This window comes from Candidatus Flexicrinis affinis (genome assembly GCA_016716525.1).
Classification (GTDB): domain Bacteria; phylum Chloroflexota; class Anaerolineae; order Aggregatilineales; family Phototrophicaceae; genus Flexicrinis; species Flexicrinis affinis.
The window spans coordinates 403754-422651 of the sequence record JADJWE010000002.1 but is presented as its reverse complement, the minus strand read 5'-3'; the positions used below and the strand labels follow the sequence as shown (position 1 = coordinate 422651).

General features: G+C 58.8%; 18 protein-coding genes. 6 read left to right on the top strand and 12 right to left on the bottom strand.

Annotated features, from left to right (window positions below):
* Positions 1 to 729 carry an RraA family protein gene (locus tag IPM16_10990; protein MBK9123627.1) on the top strand — a complete coding sequence of 243 codons (729 nt, stop codon included), beginning with the start codon at positions 1 to 3 and terminating at the stop codon, positions 727 to 729.
* 13 nt (positions 730 to 742) lie between these two features.
* On the opposite strand, the gene IPM16_10985 is transcribed toward IPM16_10990, so the two are convergent.
* Entirely contained in the window at positions 743 to 1486 is a 744-nt protein-coding gene (locus tag IPM16_10985; protein MBK9123626.1) for a hypothetical protein, read from the bottom strand.
* Between the two features lie 79 nt (positions 1487 to 1565).
* On the opposite strand from IPM16_10985, the gene IPM16_10980 reads away from it, so the two are divergent.
* Positions 1566 to 1760: a winged helix-turn-helix domain-containing protein gene (locus IPM16_10980; protein ID MBK9123625.1), complete on the top strand. Its 195-nt coding sequence runs from the start codon at positions 1566 to 1568 to the stop codon at positions 1758 to 1760.
* 533 nt (positions 1761 to 2293) lie between these two features.
* Positions 2294 to 3523, top strand: a complete 1230-nt coding sequence (locus IPM16_10975) for an alpha-L-fucosidase (protein MBK9123624.1) — start codon at positions 2294 to 2296, stop codon at positions 3521 to 3523.
* A 307-nt stretch (positions 3524 to 3830) separates the two neighbouring features.
* On the opposite strand, the gene IPM16_10970 is transcribed toward IPM16_10975, so the two are convergent.
* The 9 genes from IPM16_10970 to IPM16_10930 all read right to left on the bottom strand — a co-directional run bounded on the left by IPM16_10970 (position 3831) and on the right by IPM16_10930 (position 14922).
* Positions 3831 to 5066: an FAD-dependent oxidoreductase gene (locus IPM16_10970; GenBank protein ID MBK9123623.1), complete on the bottom strand. Its 1236-nt coding sequence runs from the start codon at positions 5064 to 5066 to the stop codon at positions 3831 to 3833.
* Positions 5063 to 6484: an NAD(P)/FAD-dependent oxidoreductase gene (locus IPM16_10965; GenBank protein MBK9123622.1), complete on the bottom strand. Its 1422-nt coding sequence runs from the start codon at positions 6482 to 6484 to the stop codon at positions 5063 to 5065. Before IPM16_10965 ends, IPM16_10970 begins: the two co-directional genes overlap by 4 nt.
* Positions 6469 to 7968 carry a glycerol kinase GlpK gene (gene glpK / locus IPM16_10960; protein MBK9123621.1) on the bottom strand — a complete coding sequence of 500 codons (1500 nt, stop codon included), beginning with the start codon at positions 7966 to 7968 and terminating at the stop codon, positions 6469 to 6471. Before glpK ends, IPM16_10965 begins: the two co-directional genes overlap by 16 nt.
* Before the next feature lie 82 nt (positions 7969 to 8050).
* Positions 8051 to 9382, bottom strand: coding sequence for an amidohydrolase family protein (locus IPM16_10955; GenBank protein MBK9123620.1), 1332 nt, complete (start codon positions 9380 to 9382; stop codon positions 8051 to 8053).
* A 54-nt stretch (positions 9383 to 9436) separates the two neighbouring features.
* A complete protein-coding gene (locus IPM16_10950) occupies positions 9437 to 10540 on the bottom strand; it encodes a hypothetical protein (protein MBK9123619.1) in 1104 nt (367 codons plus the stop codon).
* 28 nt (positions 10541 to 10568) lie between these two features.
* A complete protein-coding gene (locus IPM16_10945) occupies positions 10569 to 11444 on the bottom strand; it encodes a carbohydrate ABC transporter permease (protein MBK9123618.1) in 876 nt (291 codons plus the stop codon).
* Entirely contained in the window at positions 11441 to 12346 is a 906-nt protein-coding gene (locus IPM16_10940; GenBank protein MBK9123617.1) for a sugar ABC transporter permease, read from the bottom strand. The genes IPM16_10945 and IPM16_10940 overlap by 4 nt, the downstream gene beginning before the upstream one ends.
* 90 nt (positions 12347 to 12436) lie before the next feature.
* Positions 12437 to 13735, bottom strand: coding sequence for a carbohydrate ABC transporter substrate-binding protein (locus IPM16_10935; protein ID MBK9123616.1), 1299 nt, complete (start codon positions 13733 to 13735; stop codon positions 12437 to 12439).
* A 125-nt stretch (positions 13736 to 13860) separates the two neighbouring features.
* Positions 13861 to 14922 carry a LacI family DNA-binding transcriptional regulator gene (locus IPM16_10930; protein MBK9123615.1) on the bottom strand — a complete coding sequence of 354 codons (1062 nt, stop codon included), beginning with the start codon at positions 14920 to 14922 and terminating at the stop codon, positions 13861 to 13863.
* Positions 14923 to 15090: 168 nt separating this feature from the next.
* Between IPM16_10930 and IPM16_10925 the strand changes: the two genes are divergently transcribed.
* Positions 15091 to 15687 carry a hypothetical protein gene (locus IPM16_10925; GenBank protein ID MBK9123614.1) on the top strand — a complete coding sequence of 199 codons (597 nt, stop codon included), beginning with the start codon at positions 15091 to 15093 and terminating at the stop codon, positions 15685 to 15687.
* A gap of 36 nt (positions 15688 to 15723) precedes the next feature.
* Positions 15724 to 15876, top strand: coding sequence for a hypothetical protein (locus IPM16_10920; protein ID MBK9123613.1), 153 nt, complete (start codon positions 15724 to 15726; stop codon positions 15874 to 15876).
* 525 nt (positions 15877 to 16401) lie between these two features.
* Here IPM16_10920 and IPM16_10915 read toward each other — a convergent pair.
* Together IPM16_10915 and IPM16_10910 are read right to left on the bottom strand one after the other, a co-directional pair.
* Complete coding sequence (locus tag IPM16_10915; GenBank protein MBK9123612.1) at positions 16402 to 16647, bottom strand: hypothetical protein; 246 nt, start codon at positions 16645 to 16647, stop codon at positions 16402 to 16404.
* Between the two features lie 341 nt (positions 16648 to 16988).
* The gene (locus IPM16_10910) at positions 16989 to 17609 is read right to left on the bottom strand and encodes a hypothetical protein (protein ID MBK9123611.1); all 621 of its coding nucleotides are present in this window, start codon (positions 17607 to 17609) and stop codon (positions 16989 to 16991) included.
* A gap of 616 nt (positions 17610 to 18225) precedes the next feature.
* Between IPM16_10910 and IPM16_10905 the strand changes: the two genes are divergently transcribed.
* Positions 18226 to 18891: an RraA family protein gene (locus IPM16_10905; protein ID MBK9123610.1), complete on the top strand. Its 666-nt coding sequence runs from the start codon at positions 18226 to 18228 to the stop codon at positions 18889 to 18891.
* Positions 18892 to 18898 lie beyond the last annotated feature (7 nt).

Sequence of the window (18898 nt, the reverse complement as noted above, 5' to 3'; positions counted from 1 at the left end):
ATGACGGACTGGAATGCACTCTGCCATGACCTGAGCAAATACGACACGCCGACGATCTGCAACGTCGTTGAACTATTCGGCGTGCAGTCACACACGGTCGGCTTCATGGATAAATCGATACGCGCAGTGTTCCCAAAACTGCCGCCGATGGTCGGGTTCGCGGCTACGGCGACGTGCCGTACGGCGGCGCCCCGCAAAGAGGGCGATGCCAATCATCATCTGACCCAACAAGTCGATCGGTTTGTCGAGCTGTCTGGCCCTGCTGTCGTTGTGTTTCAAGACCTCGATGGACCGCCAGTCGCCGCGACGTTCGGTGAGATCATGTGCACGACCTATCGCACGTTCGGCGCGGTCGGGCTGATCACCAACGGCCCGGGGCGTGATCTCGATCAGGTCGAGCGGCTGAGCTTTCCGGTGTTTACCGATGGCGCGGTGGCGTCGCACGGGTACATCCATATCCTCGACGTGCACACGCCAGTGCGCGTGGGTGGCTTAACCGTCTATCCCGACGACCTGATCCACGCCGACCTGAACGGCGTTGCGGTGATCCCTCGCAGTATTGCGGACCGCCTCCCAGATGCCGCCACCGCTTTTGTCGCCGCCGAGCAGATTATCCTGAGCGCGCTGCATGAGCCGGGCGCGACCGTGGCCTCCGCGCGGGCCGCTATGGCCGAGGCGGATGCTGTCATGGACGCGCTTCGGAAGAAGTTGCGGAGCTTGAGCGTCTAGGCGCACACACCGGCTAGTAGTGCCGCATCAGCATGTCCGATGTTGGATACGTGACGCCGATCAACGCCTTGGTGTGATCCCAGAACGCGTCCAGCTCGCGATGCCAGTCTGCCGTGAGTTCCCAGCGCGCAAGCCGATCCGGGTCGAGTTCGACACCGAGTCCGGGCGCTTGTGGAACTGCCATCGCCCCATTGCTGACTTTCTGCTTGCCGCCTTGCAGTACGCCATCGGCGTACTCAGGATAGATCGAATCTCCCGCGTGCGTGACGATGTCCGGCAGCGCCGCGTGAATGTGCAGTTTGACAACCTGACCGATGCACAGCTCGGCACCACTGTGCATGGCAACGCCGAGCCCAAACGCACTCGCCAATCGGCAGAAGTTGAGCGCGGGTTCGATGCCACCGGCGCCAAACACGTCTGCCAGGACCACATCCGCAGCGTCGTCGCGGATGATTTGCGCAAGCAGATTGGTTCGGTAGCAGTGATCTGCCGCGATTGGAGTCGCGCTGATGCCGCGTATTCGCTTCAGCAAGGCAGTCACCGTCGTGGCATCGGCTGGTCCCTGAACACGGATTGGCTCTTCGATGTATTCAAGATCGAGAGATTCAAGGCGCTTGAGCAGGCGCAGCACAGTCGGAAGCGACCATGATCCGTTTGGGTCCACGCGTAGGCCGGTCTCGCGTCCGGCTGCTGCCCGTAAATCTCCCGCAAGAGCCACCTCGGCCTCGGGCTGGTTCGAACCGCACTTGAGCTTCAAGACGGAGTAACCGCCTTCGGCCTTGACTGCAAGGCAATCGCTGAAGCCGTCGCCAACCGAGTATGCGCTGCTGCGCCTGATGATCCGGCATGCCGGACGCGTGCTCACGTACCAGCAGATTCTGCGCGAGGTGTGGGGACCCGAATACGTGCAGGAGACCCACTACCTGCGCGTGTATTTCGCCCAGCTCCGGCAGAAGATCGAGGAGGTTCCGGCCATGCCTGAGATTCTGATCACCGAGCCGGGTGTGGGATACCGGCTGCAGATGCAGTGAAGGACGAAGTCATTCTGTCGTGGCCGACGTCTGAGCACGCGGTTTCGAGGGCGCTTGACACGAGGCGACGATGACGACCGGCAGCGTATAGTCCGTCACCTGTTCGAGTACGTCTTAGTGGACCTCGACAAAGAACAGATTTTCGATGTTTGACTGAAGCCTTGGGCTGACAACGTTTTGGTGCTGAGAACGGCTTCGGTATTCCCGTTATTCAGGTGGGCTCGATCCTGTAGCGCCGACAGGTTTACAGAGTCCAGAGGTTTGTTTGGTGGATTTGTCAGAAGATCGGTCTAGAGTAAAGAGCCCGGTGACCAGGCAGCATAAACTGGTCCGCCCCAGAGACCGGGTCAGCGGGACGCCGGCGACTGATGCCAGACTACATGCATGTATACCGGATACGAAGTATCCTCTACACACAGCGACGGGCAAATGTGCACGCGTCATCGTCGTTGGCAGAATGTGTGCGTCAGCAACCGTGTAGTGTTACACCCGGGGTTTTACCTGGGATTAGGGTCTCACTGTGGAGATGACGTATGGCCAGGCAGGCATCGCAGGAAGGGTTGCAGTGGTTTCAGAACGCCCGCTTCGGGATGTTCATTCACTGGGGGCTGTATTCGATTCTGGGAGTCGAAGAATGGGTCATGCACACCCAACAGATTCCAGTTACGGAATATCGGAAACTCGTACATCAGTTCAACCCGGTTGCTTTCGATGCCGAAACATGGGTGAGCACAGCCGCCGATGCCGGCCAGAAGTACATCGTCATTACCAGCCGTCACCATGACGGCTTCAGCATGTATGACACCGCGCTGAGCGACTACAAGGTGACGGCAACACCGTTCGGGCGCGACCCCATCCGAGAACTTGCGGATGCAGTGGCCCGTCGCAGCGACATGAAGCTGGGATTCTACAGTTCGCTGCTTGACTGGCATCACCCGGCCTATCGTTTCCGTACCGAGAGCGGGCTGGCATGGTCGGACTACGTCGGGTTTCTGCACGGGCAGGTGCGTGAACTTTGTACGAATTATGGTGAGATTGCCTGCATGTGGTTTGACGGGGATTGGCCCCGCCACCCGATCACCGAAGCCAATGCCTACTTCGTCGCCGGCGGGTCGTTCGAGTACGATGCGCTGTATGAGATGATCCACACGCTCCAGCCGAACGCAGTCGTCAGCAACAATCGTCACGAAGCGCCGCTACCCGGCGAGGACATTCAGGGATTTGAGCAGGATTTGCCGGGCATGAACACGGCCGGCTTCAACACGACGGAGATCCACGCGCTCCCCATCGAGGTGTGCATGACAATCAACGATCACTGGGGCTACTCCGCGGCCGATCACAACACGAAGTCGACGCGGCGGCTGATCCATCTGTTGGTGCGCAGCGCGAGCATGGGGGCAAACTATCTCCTCAATGTGGGACCCACGCCGCTTGGCGAAATCGTGCCCGATCAGGTCAGTCGGTTGCATCGAGTCGGCGACTGGCTTCAGGTTAATGGAGAGGCGGTCTACGGGACGCGAAAGGGCGGCATTCCGGCAACGGCGGTCGCCGTCAGCACGCGACGCGGCGATACCCATTACGTCCACATCCTTGAGCATCTGAGCGACGAAATAGTGCTCGACGGCGTATCGGAAGCGATCACCTCGGCGCGATTCCTGGCGGACGGTGCGCCGGCGTTCTTCGAACGGCGGGGTGACATGGCAGTTCTACGGGTTCCGGAGGAACGCTGTGACCCTTATGACACAGTCATCGCGCTGCAGTGAATTGTGTTTCAGGAGGTTTGCCCGTCGTCCATGACGGTCCGCAAAGCGCACAGGCGCCGGTTATCTAGCCCACAGAGCGGCGCATTGCTGATCGTGCGCGATGTATGACTGGGTTCGACGCGCCGTCGCTGCACGCGATGTATGTCGACAAGCCGATGCGCGTTCACGGGTTGATGCAGGCGATCGCGCGGGTCAATGGGGTGTACAAGAACAAGCGCGGTGGCCTGATCGGTGGATTTTTCGGGCACGCCTTCACGGAGATATCGCTGGGCGCTATCCCGGGATGGTGCTGCTATCCCGCTCGCTCTTACCGTATTCCGACTTCAAGTCGTATCGTGTCTCCTGATCGGACTGCGCTGAGAAACGATCCGGGAACGTGGATAGGCAAATTGGGGACCAAGCGCCGGTACCGACGCCGCCAGAGCGACCTACCGTCATGGATGATTGAAATCGTGGCTCCCTCAAGCACGCGATTTACGCGCAGACTCAGCATTCTGTTCGGCGCGCTGGGCGACGTGGTGTCGATCACCTGAGGACTGACCCACTGAATCGCATCTGACGTCTCGATCCGCACCTCCTCTTGACCTCGCCAATGTCCGGCCTCCAGGTACTTGCGGACGTGTTGCGCGACGAAGCGGCCGGTGAGTGCCGCCAAATCGGCGGTCTCGGCGGGATGGACGAGGTTACCTATCGCAAAGACTCCCTGTGTGGACGTGCGCAGGCTCGTGTCGACTTCGGGCGCGCGATTCGCACCTTCCAGTCGAACATTTCCACTGGCCGCTAACTCGTAGTCGGGCACCCAGTCGCCGGTGAACACGACCGTGTCGCAGGGGATGCTGCGACTGGCGCCAGCGGCGTCTATGACCTCGACGCTCTCTACACGGTGCCGGCCGTGGATAGCCTGGAGCGCAGTATTGGTTAGCACAGGTACCCGCCAGCGCGTCGTTGTGATCAGAGTGTATGGCCAGATTGACTGGTGAAACGGATGCTCCGTAATCACGGCGGCAACATCCACGCCTGCGTGCTTGAGCGTCATCACGGCTGAGAAGCTCACATGTTCGGCGCCGACGACGACGGCACGTGTTCCAATTGGGTGACTGTGCAGATACACCCACTGCTGCAGCGCGCCGGTCGTAAAGACGCCCGCGGGCCGCGATCCGGCGACAAGCCGCGCCGACCGCGGACGTTCGCGGCATCCCGTCGCCAATACGATCGCGTCCGCTGCGTACGTTTCAAGGCCTGTCGGCGATGTGGTCTGCACCGAGTCCGCACCGGACCATCCGGTCACCATCGTGTCGGTGACGATCTGCACACCTGCCTTCTCGGCCAGCTCGACGTATCTCTTGGCGTAGCCTGGACCCCTCATGACGCGCCGCAGATCGCGTATACCAAAGCCGGTATGATGGCAGTGGCGTGGGACGCCACCGGCCTCATGTTCCCGTTCGATCACCACGACGTTACTGATCCCGTTCCTTCGCATCGCGATTGCCGCAGCAAGGCCTGATGGACCACCACCGATGACCAGCGCATCAACGCGTCTCATTGTGCCTCACCTGCCGATCGTTCGAGCGTGGTGTCGAGAATCGACTTGACCGTGGCCGAGCAGTGGAAGCCCTGACAGCGCCCCAACTGCGCGCGTGTGCGGCGACGCAGTCCATCGAGGTCCCTTGGTGGGAGTGGGCTGGACATCGCGTGCCGAATCTCGCCCAAGGTCACACGTTCGCAGAAGCATATGATCTGTCCGTAGGCGGGGTCACGGGAAATCGCCTCGGTGGACTGATACGGTCGCTCGAACGCCTCACCGATGTTCGGCATCCGGACGCGCTGATAATCCGGTTTCTTTGAGAGGGTGAGGCCGCACTGCTCGGTAAGCAGCTCTACAACGTATTCGGCAATGCCCATCGACGCCGATAGGCCGGTGGACCGAATCCCGCCGACACAGATGTAGCTCTCGTCAGGGTACGCGGTGATCTGGTAATCCCGGTGTTCGGTTGCCGCGCGAAGTCCGGTATAGCTGGAAGTCACTTCGTAGTCGATCAGCGCCGGCATGATGCGCCTGCCGGCTTCGAGGAGTGCCGCAATTCCGTCCGCCGTCGTATTCGTGTTGTGTTTGTCCTCGATATCCTGTGCGGTTGGGCCGAGGAGGACGTTCCCGAGGGTTGTTGGGCTAACGAGTACACCTTTGCTCACTGCCGTAGGTACAGGCAGGAGGACGTGGTTAACCAGTGGACGTGACAGCTTGTCGAATACGATCAGTTCACCGCGCCGTGGGGTGACGTGAAAGGTCTCATGACCGAGCATGAGGTCGATCGTATCGGCGTGCAGTCCCGCAGCATTAATGATGAACCGTGCGCAGACAGTGTCATTGGCTGAGCGCAGTGCATAGAAATCAGGCGCTTGTCTCTCAATTGCAGCGATTTCGAACTCTCGAATGAGGGTCACGCCGTTGACCACAGCCTCTGTAGCGAAGGCGAGCGGAGGCGTGAACGGGCAGATGATGGACTCGCCGGGGATCTTCATGCCGGCGATGGCTCCCGAGCCGAGGTTCGGTTCAAGACGGTAGATCTCATCGGCTGAAACAATCTCGGCATCTATAACGCCATTCCGGTTCGCGTTTTGCCAAAGGTCGTCGAGTGCCGCCGCCTGCGTCTCGTCCCATGCGATGAGTATCGCCCCTAAGCGTTCGATGGGTATGCCCGCGGATGGCGCATACTCCAACAAACGCCGATAACCTCGTCGCAGCAGTCGGGACTCAAGCGAGTCGGGTTTGGTGTCGAATCCGGTGTGAAGGATGGCGGTGTTCGCTTTCGACGTCCCTTTTCCGACATCGTTTTGAGCCTCGATGAGCGCGACCGACAGCGTGTACTGCGAGAGTTCGCGCGCAATTGCACACCCAACGACTCCTGCGCCGATAATGACGACATCGAATACGGGTGGATGTGCGCTCACAGCTGCCCCAATGCGATCACATGATCAATGGCGCGTGCAAAGCGGTTCAGTCGCGCTTCGCGGTGGTCCGCTGAGATCGATGGTTCGAAGGTGCGGGCGGCCTGCGCATGCAAGCCGATCTGATGGTCATCGGTCCACATGCCGACCTGTCGCGCGGCGAGCGAGCTGACTCCACGGACCGTCGCCTGCGTATCCGCGAGCACTTCAACCGGTCGTCCGAGCAGGTCGGCCTGAAGCTGCATGAGTGCATAACTGTGGGTCAAACCGCCGTCGACACGCAAGCTAGGCATGGTGAGATTGGCATCCCGTTCCATGGTCTGCACGATCTGCACAACTCTCAATGCGATGCCCTCAAGCACCGCGTAGATCAGATCGGCGGGGCGAGTTTCCAGACCGATTCCGAGCCAAGCCCCGCGCATCATGCGTGCCCAGTAAGGAGGACCGAGCCCGATTTGCGCGGGAATCCACAAGGGTGATTTATCCACACCTCCAGCGACTAGATCGTCGATTTGATCGGGTGACGCCGTGAAGCGCAATTTGTCGCTCAACCACTTCAGCGTAGACCCGGCGGTCAGAACGCCACCGTCGAGACCGTAGGTCGTCTTGGTATTGCGGGTCCACGCAAGCATCGTCAATAGACCCGAAGGGCTGTCGACCGCGGAGTCGGACGTATTCATATTGATGAAGCAGCCCGTGCCGTAGGTTGCCTTGACCATTCCGGAATCCAGACAGGCGTGACCCGCCATCGCCGCAGGTTGGTCGACGATGCTGGTGACGATCGGGACGCCACGACAGGCAACGGCGGCGTGCTGAACATAGCCAAATGTCGCAGTAGTCGGGACGACTTCAGGCAGGATGTCGGCTGGGACATTGAACAACTGCAGCAGTTTGTCGTCCCAGATTGCTCTATGAATATCGAACAGCAGCGTGCGAGAGGCGGTGGAGGGATCGGTCCGATACGCCTGGCCGTCAGTGAGATTCCAAATGATCCACGTGTCGAGTGTGCCGCACCTGAGCGACCCGCGGCTGAGACATTCCGTGACACCATCCACATTCTCAAGCAGCCAGCGTATCTTGCTGGCCGAAAAATACGCGTCAATCCGCAAGCCCGTGGTCTCGTGTACGTAGCGTGCGATATCGACATCTGCGGCAAGCGGGGCGAGCGACTCCTGCGTGCGTGTGTCTTGCCACACGATCACGTTGTAGAGCGGCGTGCCAGTCGCCGCATCCCACAGCACCACGCTCTCGCCTTGATTGGCGATGCCGATGCCGGCAATCGCACCGGAACCGACACCGGCCCTTGTCATGACCTCGTTGACCTGGTCGACCACGTTGCGCCAAAGTTCAACGGGATCGTGCTCAATGTACCCGGGTCGCGGATAGATCTGGCGGTGCGTACGGTACGAATTCGCAGCAAAACTCCCCGCTTCATCCATGAGCCCAACAAATGTGCCTGTTGTTCCCTGATCAATCCCGAGGATGAATTTCTGCGTCACGCGTTGATCCTCAAGTGAGAAGTCTGGCAGCCCGGTCGACACGGAATGTACAGCGTTGTGCCACTATCCTCAAGTTGCGGGCTCAGAACTCTAGGCCAAGCCGGAAGAATTCGTTGGGATTGTGGAAGAACCAGTCTGCCGCGATCCGCTGGGCGTCTTCGATAGTGAGCCAACGTGTCTCGACCAGCTCGGACAAGGCGATTGTCACGACCTCTTGCGCAATCTTCAGGCTGGCTACGCTGAACTCCGGATGATCTTGGAAGTCGCCACCGAAGGCGTGGATCTTCGAATGCGGAATGGAGACGATGCTGCGTTTGAGCATTTCGATCGCGTTGATCGGGTCGATGATGTAGAGCCAGCACAGATCAAGCCGGACATTCGGATAGTTCTTGGTCAAGAACAGGATATCGCCGTCGTAGGGCCAGTTGCCGTGGAAGAGGTCGAATCTTACGTCCTGATGCAGTTCAAGCACGGTCGCGAACAACTGCACGTTCGCGCGGTCGACCCGATTATAGATCCCCGCCATGTGGCCGGTATGGATTTGGACCGGCATGTCAAGCTCGCGCGCGAATCGCATGAACTGATGAAACAGGTAGTCGTCCAATGGTTTAGAGTCGGGCCAGCCGAACACCGTACGTGGATCTGCCATCAACTTGTTGAAGATCCGCTCGGCGTCGCTGCGCGGGACGACTTCGTAGTGGAGCGATCTGTTGTATGCACACTGGTCCTTAAGCCCGATGGCTCCGCGAGCCTGCGCGCGCTGAAGAACGGTGTAGACCGCTTCGAGGTACTCGTCGAGTGACGTGATGTGCCGGTCCGCCCACCCGCCGATGCGCTGCACACCGGCCCAGTCCTTGGCGTCGGTATCGTGATGGCTCAACGTGTGGAAGAGCGGCAGCGGTATGAACGCGCGCCAGCGGTCGGGGAAGGTCTGCTCCCCACTCAAGAAAGCTCCGAAGTCCCCCGGTTTCCATCCTAATGCGTCGGCAAGCACGACCCGGATATTGGCATTGTCGAGGTGCGCCCAATAGGTCTGCTCGGTGCGTTGCGGCAACTGCTCTGCGACACGCCGAAGCCCTGACAGACTCATTTCGCTGACACCATAGACATCGCGCATTACCATACGCGTCACGCGCGCATACGCGGTGAATTCGGTTTTGCGCCATATCGGCTCGAATAACGACCATTTCTGCTCGGTCGGAACGCTGTTATCGCGGAGCATCGCCACGACACTACGTTCGGCGCCGGCCGAGAGCAGATCATGCCAGTAGTAGTCCCCGAGCAGAGCCGCAATTGGTTCCGTACCTCTAAACATGTAGCCGGGGCCTGCCATGTGTTCGTGGCAGTCGACGACCGGTATCCTTTCGATTTGCGTCATGAGATCGTCAAATACGGGTGACGGTTTATGCAGCATTAGTACCCTCCTTGGCGAAAGAAGCCCTTAATCTTCCCTGGCCCAGCATGGCAATCAGAGTACAAGATGCTCGTACTCACCCAGACAAGGATTGCCCTTTACAGCCCACAACTCGCCAGTGACCGGCGACATGATGATGGCTGCGCTTGACTCTATGTTGTTGACGTTGCCGGGGCCGACGTGCACGCATACTCCGGGGTTTGCACTGTGATCCCGCGTCAGCGCGACCAAATCGCTTACACTGATGAGATCGCGACTCAATAGCTCGGTCGCCCTCTGGTGGCGGTGGTGCGTGCTGGATGCAGAGTACGCGTCGGGTAAGGATTCTACGCTTCGGGTGTGCGGTGACAGGCAGTGGTTCGTATGTACGAACGCTCCTGTGCGGATTTCCTCGAGGAAGTGCTTGCCGGGCATGGCCTCGATATTGACGCAGCGGCCGTGTGAATCTGCGAGATAGAAGTTGTGCCCACCGGCAAGTGGCGCCTCAACGATCGTGGCAATTGCTTCCTCGATCTTCTCCTGAGAGAGTGCGCGTCTTACGACCACCGTCCAATTGACGCCAGGAGTCCCGTTTGTCGCGGACAGGTTGTTGATCCCTACGGCGATACCGGCGTCGTTCATTCCAATCATGGCGACACAGCCGGTAACCGTCATCGTCAGATAGTTCGGTCCGTCGTGGGGTTCCGCGCGCAGCATAAGGACGTACGGGCTCGCCTCTCGATTCATGTCCCAGGTCTGTCCAATGTACGGGCCGGGTCCCTCACTCGCTTGAGGGCTTACGACGAACGCGGTGCAGTCATCGACAGGCGCCGATGCGGCCGCCTGCGAAAGGGCATGTTGAGCGCCCAGTAGATCGACTATGTCGGTAAAGCCGCTGAGGATGATGACCTCCTCGATCGATAAGCCGCTTGCGTGTGCGATCCCGCGCATCTCGGCCATCGCCTCCGGTGCATAACGCTCGTGATACGGCACACAGGCAGCGACATCGGCGAGGACGACGTCACGCGTCAAAGTAGGTCCGTCTGTGGGCAGCGCCAAACAGAGCTGCATCCGCTGTTCAGCAAATGAACGGATTTCGGCAGCGAATTCTTCGCCGTGAGCAAGACCCATCGCGTGCGAATCTCCGCGAATGTGCAGGGTGCGCAGCGTGTTCGACATGAGAACTCCTCTCCTCCGCAGTGTTAAATCACTGACCGCTTAGCGCGCCAGCGGAGATTCCTTGAATGAACTGCCGCTGGAAGATGACATAGACGATGAGGATCGGTAAGAAGCTGATCGTAGCCCCGGCCATCAGCAGCGGAATGTCATTGCTGTAGCGCCCGATGAAGAACCGAAGCCCGGCGGGAAGCGTCCGCATCGAATCCTGCTGGATCAGGAACGACGGCAACATGAACTGATTCCAGCTCCACATGAAGTTGAAGATCAGCAGCGACAGCAAGGCAGGTCTTGTGAGTGGCGTCACGATATGGAGAAGCATGCGAATCCTGCTGCACCCGTCCACCCGTGCGGCATCCAGAATTTCGCTGGGAATATCCCGGATGAAGCTGCGGAGAAGCAGAATCCCGAACGGAAGCCCCGTCGCGATTTGGGGCAGGATCAGCGCCCAAAGCGTGCTCAACAACTTGAGTTCCAGCATCTGATAGAAGATCGGGATAACGAGAACGCTTAGCGGGATGGTCAGGCCAACCAGAAAATAGACGAACAGCAGCGTTCGTCCGCGAAACTTCATCAACGCAAAGGCATAGGCGGCCATCAGCGAAAGCACGAGAACTCCGATAACCACCACGGCGGATACGACAACACTGTTGACAAAGTACGTTCCAAAGCGGCCCTGCTCCCACGCCCTCGGGTAGTTGTCCCAATTCAGGGCCGTCGGTAGCGCCAGCGGAGCAGCAGTGACCTCGGCGCCAGTTTTCAACGACGTGGAGACGACCCAAATCAGCGGCACGACTGAAACCAGCGAGATGACCAGCGCCAGCACGGTGAAGCCCAAAGGCCTGAGGTTGCGGTCAGGGTGTGCGGTGGTTTCGGTCGTCACCGACTCAATCGTTTTCGCACTCATGCCGTGTCTCCGAACGCGTTTCGCAGACGCAGGAACAGCAGCGACAGCGTGAACAGGATTCCACTGAACACGACCGCAATCGTTGCGCCGTAGCCCACCTTCTGGAAGAAGAACGCGTTATTGATCATATAGAGCGTAGTAACGGTGGTCGATCGCCCGGGGCCGCCATTGGTCATTACGAACACGAGGTCGAATACCTGAAACGCGGATATCGCGGTGACGAGCACCGCTGTCGTAAGCGGACCGCGCAGGAACGGGAGCAGGACGTAGCGAAGCTGCTGCCAAATGGTCGCGCCGTCGACTTTCGCGGCGTCGAAGTACACCTCATCGATATTCGACAATCCGGCGATGAAAATGACCATGGTAAAGCCGTAATGCACCCAACTCCACGCGATGAACAAGGCAGGCAACGCGAGGTCTTGGCTGCCGAGGATGCCCGTCGCAGGAAGGATCGACTCGAGCCCTATCCCGGTCAACACAGTGCTTACAGCCCCGTACGTCGGATTGTAAATCCAGCCCCAGATAATCGCGACCACAACGGACGAAAGCACCTGTGGAATGAAATACAGCGTCCGAAACAGGACTTTGCCTTTCATTTTCGACCGGACCAGCAGGATGGCGATCATCAACCCGCCGGTAACTGGGATGATCATTGCGCCGATCACCCAAACAATGTTGTGCTGGAGCGCTTGCCAAAAAATCGAGTCGTTCAGAAGCTGGCCGTAATTGTTGAATCCGACGTACCGCTGGACTCCCAAGCCATCCCAACGCAGGAGGCTGAGCCTGCCCAACTCGAGCATCGGATACATGTAGAACAGTGTGTACATGACGCAGGCAGGCAGAATGAACAGATATGCAACGAAGTGGGGCTGCATGGGCCTGTTGGGTGCCTGACGTTCCATGATCACGTTATTCTCGCTTGCACGATTGGAATTGCAGACTATGGGGTGGACGGGGCTGAAAGTTTCTCAGCCCCATCCCGGTGCCGCGAATTAGGAACCTGCCTCCTCGGCGGCAAGCTGTGCCTGTTCGTCGTAAACGGCCTGGATATTCTCCATCGCTTCCTGAGCAGTGACGGTGCCGCCGCACAGTTCCTGCAACTGGGCGAAGATCGCACTGCCGACTTCAGCGTTGACGACCCCCATGTAGTACCCTGGACCGCGAATCGCCATACCCTCGTACATTTCGCGCTGCAGCTGTGTCTGCGGTTCGGGGACCTCGTCAAACTGGTAGACGACCAGCATACCCTCGGAGAAGAATGTCCGCATGTTGTCTTCGCTGAGCAAGTAGTCGATCAGCTCGATAGCCCAGTCGGGATGATTGGCGTATACGGTCACCGTAAGGTTATTTGCCGGCGCTTGACCACCACCATTCCACGGCAGGTCTGGGTTCATCTGCGGCGTTGGGAAGAATCCCACCTCGAAATCTGCCTGCTCGAAGTTGACCGCGGCCCAACTGCCGCCGATGTTCATCACGACTTCGCGATTGATAAACAGGTCGTTGGCTTCCTGATAGCTCGTGGCGAGCGCGCCTTGATTGAAGAACCCCGAACTGCACCACGAGCCGAACCGTTCCGCAGACTCCACGATGCGCGGGTCGGTATAGCTGGCGTCGAGGCTGAGACTTTCAAGGCCGGCGAAAAGCTCGAGTGGGGCGTTGGTATGCGATAGCTGCGACCAAACGTGCTCAAGCGGCCATCCGGTTCGTCCTCCAACCGAGACGGGTTCGTACCCGGCATCTTTCACGGTCTGCATGAGCGCCTCGAACTCCTCCAAGGTCGTAGGAATCTCAAGCCCGAGCTCTGCGAAGATCTCTTTGTTGTAGTAGACACCGATGGTATTCGTGGCATACGGCATGCCGAAAATGTGCCCCGGTGTACCCTTATTGTTATAAGCGACAGTTTCTTCGGGGAAGCGATCGAGCCAGCCGCGTTCTTCTGCGATCTCGGTCAGATCGACAAGGTGCCCTGCCTGCGCATAGCGGTCCTGACCCTGCGACAGCGGATTAACGTAGAGGACGTCGGGGCCTGTCCCTCCGTTGAGCGCAAGCGGCAGCGTACGGACCATTTCGTCGAATGTGTACGGCGTGATTTCGACCGTGACATTCGGGTTCAGTGCCTCGAAGCGATCAACTGCGCGCTCCATCTGCGCCAAGTTCTCAGGTCCGCTTGAGAGGAACCAGAACTGGAGCGTGATCGCTTCACCCTGAGCGAACGGGCTTATGCTGGCGACGACTAAGGCGACAATTGCAATAAGGAGCAACCTTGCTGCGGTACGTGTGCGCTTGCTCATGTGGAACCTCCTTCAGTCGAGTAGTTTTTGATCTGCGCGCTACCGGATACGTCCTTTCTTCTTTCCATAGACACCTCCTGTATTCTGTTGAGCAGTCACTGCAAACGTTGCGAACTCGCGGCGACTCAACGATCGGTTCGAGGCGGAGCACTCCCGGTGCTGTCGCGCTCGATAAGCTGTGCCGACATCAGCAGTTGTTTCGGCTCCGATTCGGCGTCCTGAAGCCGTTCGATTAGCATCTTGACCGCCGTGTAGCCCATGCCGGATGCGGAGAAGTCGATCGAGGTCAAGGCGGGAACGACCATTTGCGCCAAGTTCTCCGATGTAATGCCGACGAGAGAGAAGTCGTCAGGCACAGCCATGCCCCGGTCGTGCAGCGCACGCATGCACCCGATCGCCATCGTATCGAGCACGGTTACGGCAGCGGTCAGGCCCGGTTCCTGAGCAAAAAGGTCCTCGCAAGCCTCGATGGCATCTTGGACCGCATAACCGACATGGCGATACAGCGCGGGAATGTTGTGCTTGCCAACGGCGTTCTCGTAGCCTTGCATGCTGCGCACCGCTGGGCCGAGGCCCCTGTTAAGCGGTACGGCGCCGTAAGTGAGAAAGCCGATGTTGGAATGGCCGAGGCCCACCAAGTAGTCGAACGCGTTCTCCACCGCATCGTCCAGATCGAGATCGACGTAGTCCAGTCCTGTGTTGTCGTCCGTGCGTCCGATCATGACGAACGGAAGCCGATGCTCGCGAAGTAGTTCTACACGCCAGTCCTGCATGCTGATCTCCATCAGCACCAGTCCATCGACGATGTTGCCCTTGTACAGACCCAGCAGCGTCTCAGGAGTCATCGGCGTGCTCAGCAGGTTGATGAAGTAGTTCTCTTCGCCCGCGGCAGTTGCGGCACCAAGCATGAAGTTCAGCTCAAGTTGGGTGATGTTCTGCATCGAGTGGGGCTCTGAGAGCGGAAAGACGACCGCAATCGTGCGCGTGCTGCCGGCGCGAAGCCGCTGCGCCTGTGCGTGCGGCGTGAACCCTGTTCTCTTGATGACGTCCAGAACGCGGTTTCTCGTGCGTTGAGCGACATCCGGCTTGCCATTGAGAATTCTAGATACGGTCGTTACGGACACTCCCGCCTCGCGTGCAATATCGACGATGGTGAGATCACGCGGCGCATCTTCGTGCTGATTCATGGCTAGCCCTTGTCGCATTCAAAAGGTGTTATCGTTACCGGTATCGGTACCGGAAACGTTTTCAGGAATCTAGCGTACGCGAATAGATGTTGTCAAGAGATTGGCTGTTGCCTAGCGGTGGAACCCTCAACGAGCGCCACGAAGGTCTGCCTCGCGGCATCCGACCGCATGATGGACATCAAGACGCCGGACGGACGGATGAGCCTGTTCATGCAAGCGTTCATCGATGAGATGTACGCGCTAGACGGATCACGGCGGGCCAGCGACAGCATCCGGCACCGCAAGAGCAGGCAGATCACGGTCGGAATGCCGCCGTTCGGAACGGTGCGCAACGCGGAAGGGCATCTCATTCCCTCGTCGGCCGGTGCGTCGAAACTGTCCGCGGGCGGATGGCGGGGTGGGGAGAGCGGCGGCGAAGATTCGGTGGAGCGAGCAGTGTGGCGCCGCTACCACGATGCAGCCCGGCGGGTCCGCAAGCTATATGCCGAGAACAAGGGTGGTTACAGACGCATCGCCAAGTCGCTCACCCGCGAACGATGGGCGTTCCGGGATCGGTGGGGGACCCCACGACTGTTCAGCAGTGACAATGTGCGCCGCATCGTAGCCAGTTGGCGCGAGTCCTTCGAAACCGCGCGGCGTGCCGCCATTGCCGTACTCAGGCAACAATTGGCGAACCTGCTGGACTTGTACAAGAATGCGGTGATTACGGCGGCGGAGTTCTACCGCGATCGATCCGACCGTGAACGCAAGATCGCGTACTGGTAAGCGCGGACACCGGAGCACGAGAAGAAGTCGATCGAAGTGGAACATCTGATGGCGGCGTTCAGCCAATTGATCGATCTTTGGGCCGACGCGGACAGCGACGAACGATCTCGGCTCGCGACAAATCTGTTTGAGTACCTCGTCGTTGACCTGGATGACGGAAAGATCGTGGATTTCCGACAGCATCCGTAGGCGGATCTGTACCTGTGTCTACAAGCAGAACTGTTTGACAATGACGAGGGTCTTGACGTTCCGAAGGACGGATCAGACAGTCACGCGGAGCCTGAGGGAACGAAGAATCGCTTCACCACACCTGACAGTGATGAAGCGATTCATGACTCCAACAGGCGCGTTTTCGGGCGGTATCCCATCGCTCGGATCCGCCTCCGGATTCATCCTGCGCTGGCTCTATGCGGCTTCAAGGCCAACACGGCCCGATAATGCGCTTAACGCGCCGAAGACCGAGCGCAACGCCCGCATGCGCGAACTCTGTGCCGCGGGCTGGACGCTCAAAGAGATTTCGTGCGAGTGCAAATCGTCAACGGCGCGCGTATGGCAGATTGTGCGTGAAAAAGACAGTCGTCAGGGTAGTACTGGACGAAAGGTCCGCCCTTAGGTCAGTGTGCTGCATCGGCCACGCCAGACCCCACGTCTGACTGGTAGCAACAACGGGATAGTTACCGATACCGTCACAACGAGCAGCAACCCACGTGCAAGTTAGGGTGATTCCTCAGGTAAGGTGAACTCTGCCTGCAGAAGAAGCTGGTCGATATCATCCGCGATTGCATCAAGGACTTTCCTCGACGAAGCACCACCGATCAAAAGCAAGAACCAAGTCTCGTTCAAGACCAGTGCATTGTAGTCAAAGTAGTAGGAAGGGTCTTGCTGTTGGCGATGAACGACCACCACTTCATGGTCGCCGACGGTCCTGTATTGCGCCTCGCCTTCAGTCTGACCGTCCATAGCAGCGATCATCTCAAGCGGGGCGGCTAACCCCTGCGTTCGACATAGCAGGTTGAGGTCGGGTCATGTCAGTAGGTACGCAAGTTCAATATGGATCATTGGTCCCACAGGATCAGCAATTCCAGGAGGTCGTAAGTCGAATCCGTAGTAGTCTCCTTCGTTTGCGTAGCGTTCGAAGACCCACCGTGGTGGGAGTTCGACACGAAGGACCGGACTGATGATATAGGACTCGCCTAGCGCGAAGCGGAGAGATCCAAGCGCCGCGACGCCTTCTTGCCCAAGCCGTTCAACCATGTCAAGCGTATTCGCCTGAACATCTGCCGCCGCAACCCAGGTGTCATTCAGAGCGAAACGACCGTCTGCGTATAGTGGTCTTCGACTTGAGTAATGAAGCTGACCGCATCGTTCTCCGCGATACGAAACTCAGAGATCTCGATGAGCCTACCCGGGCCTATCACATCTGATCTCGCTTCCCGTGCCGCACGCATAAACTCCTGCGGCGTATCCATATCGAGCGGCAGCCCCATTTCGTTGCGGGTCACGTCAATCACAACGACATTCAGCTCCACACCAGCGTCAGGATCGGCAAATGACAGGCCAGCACCAACCTGCTGCTCGGCACCAATCATGTTATAGGTGGCAGCTCCCCACGTGCTCGGGTATTGCAGCGAAAAGAGCATGTCATCGCTCGTGAAGTTCTGATCCAGCGTTACCCCGCTCACGTCATAGACTGGGAGGTTGCGCTCAAAAGGTATTGCGGCCGCCTGCGCATCGAATTCGAGGGACTCAAGTAAGCCCAGCATCACGGTCTCCCCGCTGGCGACCTCGTCGGGTGGCGCGGCCAAGTCTGCGTGCACTATCCAGCCGTCATCACGCACGATCACATACACGATGCCTTCGAAGACCTCTTTGCCAGCTCCCATAGGGGTGACGGGTACCGGTGCACCGAAGTTCTCGCTCATCGCGAGCGGTGCTTGCGTCGGCATGGAAGATACAGCAGGGACAACACGAAAGGCCGGATAGCCCGCGACACGAAGCTCTGCTGCGGCAGAGGACGTGATAGACTCGTGGAGAGGCAGATGTATCCGTATATCCAAGCGCGAGCGGATTGGTGATTTCCAGCACTATGCGACTTCGATCCTCGTTGGTAATGAAGGCTGCGATCGTGCTGGACTGAGTCCAGAGTTCGAATCGATAGGCTTGGTTGAACGTGCTGGATTGCGCTTCCATAGTCCACTCGCTCGGATAGTTGAAATGGACAGCACTATCATCGCTGGCAAAGTGGATTTCGGTGTCATCTTGTGCGTGGGTGGGTGTCATGCCGAGGCAAATAAGGACGACAATGGCGACGAGCGGCCTAATCTTCAGAGGCGTGAGAGACTCAGTCATCACCAATTCTCCCCACTACACTGCATGTCTAGTGTTCATATCAATTGTACGTCCGAAATGCTTTGACGACGGACACATAGACCTGCCAGTACCTGTACGACGCACATTTCGCAGCGAAAAAAGGGTAACAGCGATGACGGACTGGAATGCACTCTGACGTAAACTGAGCAGGTATACGACACGCCTACGATCTGCAATGTGATCGAACTGTTCGACGTGCAGCCCCATACTACCGGGTTCACGGATAAGTCAATTCGTGCGGTATTCCCGAAACTGCCGCCGATGGTCGGGTTTGCGGCAACTGCGACGTGCCGAACCGCAGCGCCCCGCAAAGAGGGCGATGCCTATCATCATCTGACCCAACAGGTCGACCGGTTTGGTGAGCTGTCCGGGCCTGCAGTCGTCGTGTTTCAAGACCTCGACGCGCCGCCGGTTGCCGCGACGTTCGGCGAAATCATGTGCACCACGTGTCGCACGTTCGGCGCGGTCGGGCTGATCACCAACGGCCCGGGGCGTGATCTCGATCAGGTCGAGCGGCTGAGCTTTCCGGTGTTTACCGATGGCGCGGTGCCGTCACATGGATTCATCCACATTCTTGACGTGCACACGCCAGTGCGCGTGGGTGGCTTAACCGTCTATCCCGACGACCTGATCCACGCCGACCTGAACGGCGTTGCGGTGATCCCTCGCAGTATTGCGGACCGCGTTCCAGATGCTGCCGCTGCATTCGTCGTCGCTGAGCAGATTATCCTGAGCGCGCTGCATGAGCCGGGCGCGACCGTGGCCTCCGCGCGGGCCGCTATGGCCGAGGCGGATGCTGTAATGGACACGCTTCGGAAGAAGTTGCGGAGCTAGAGCGTCG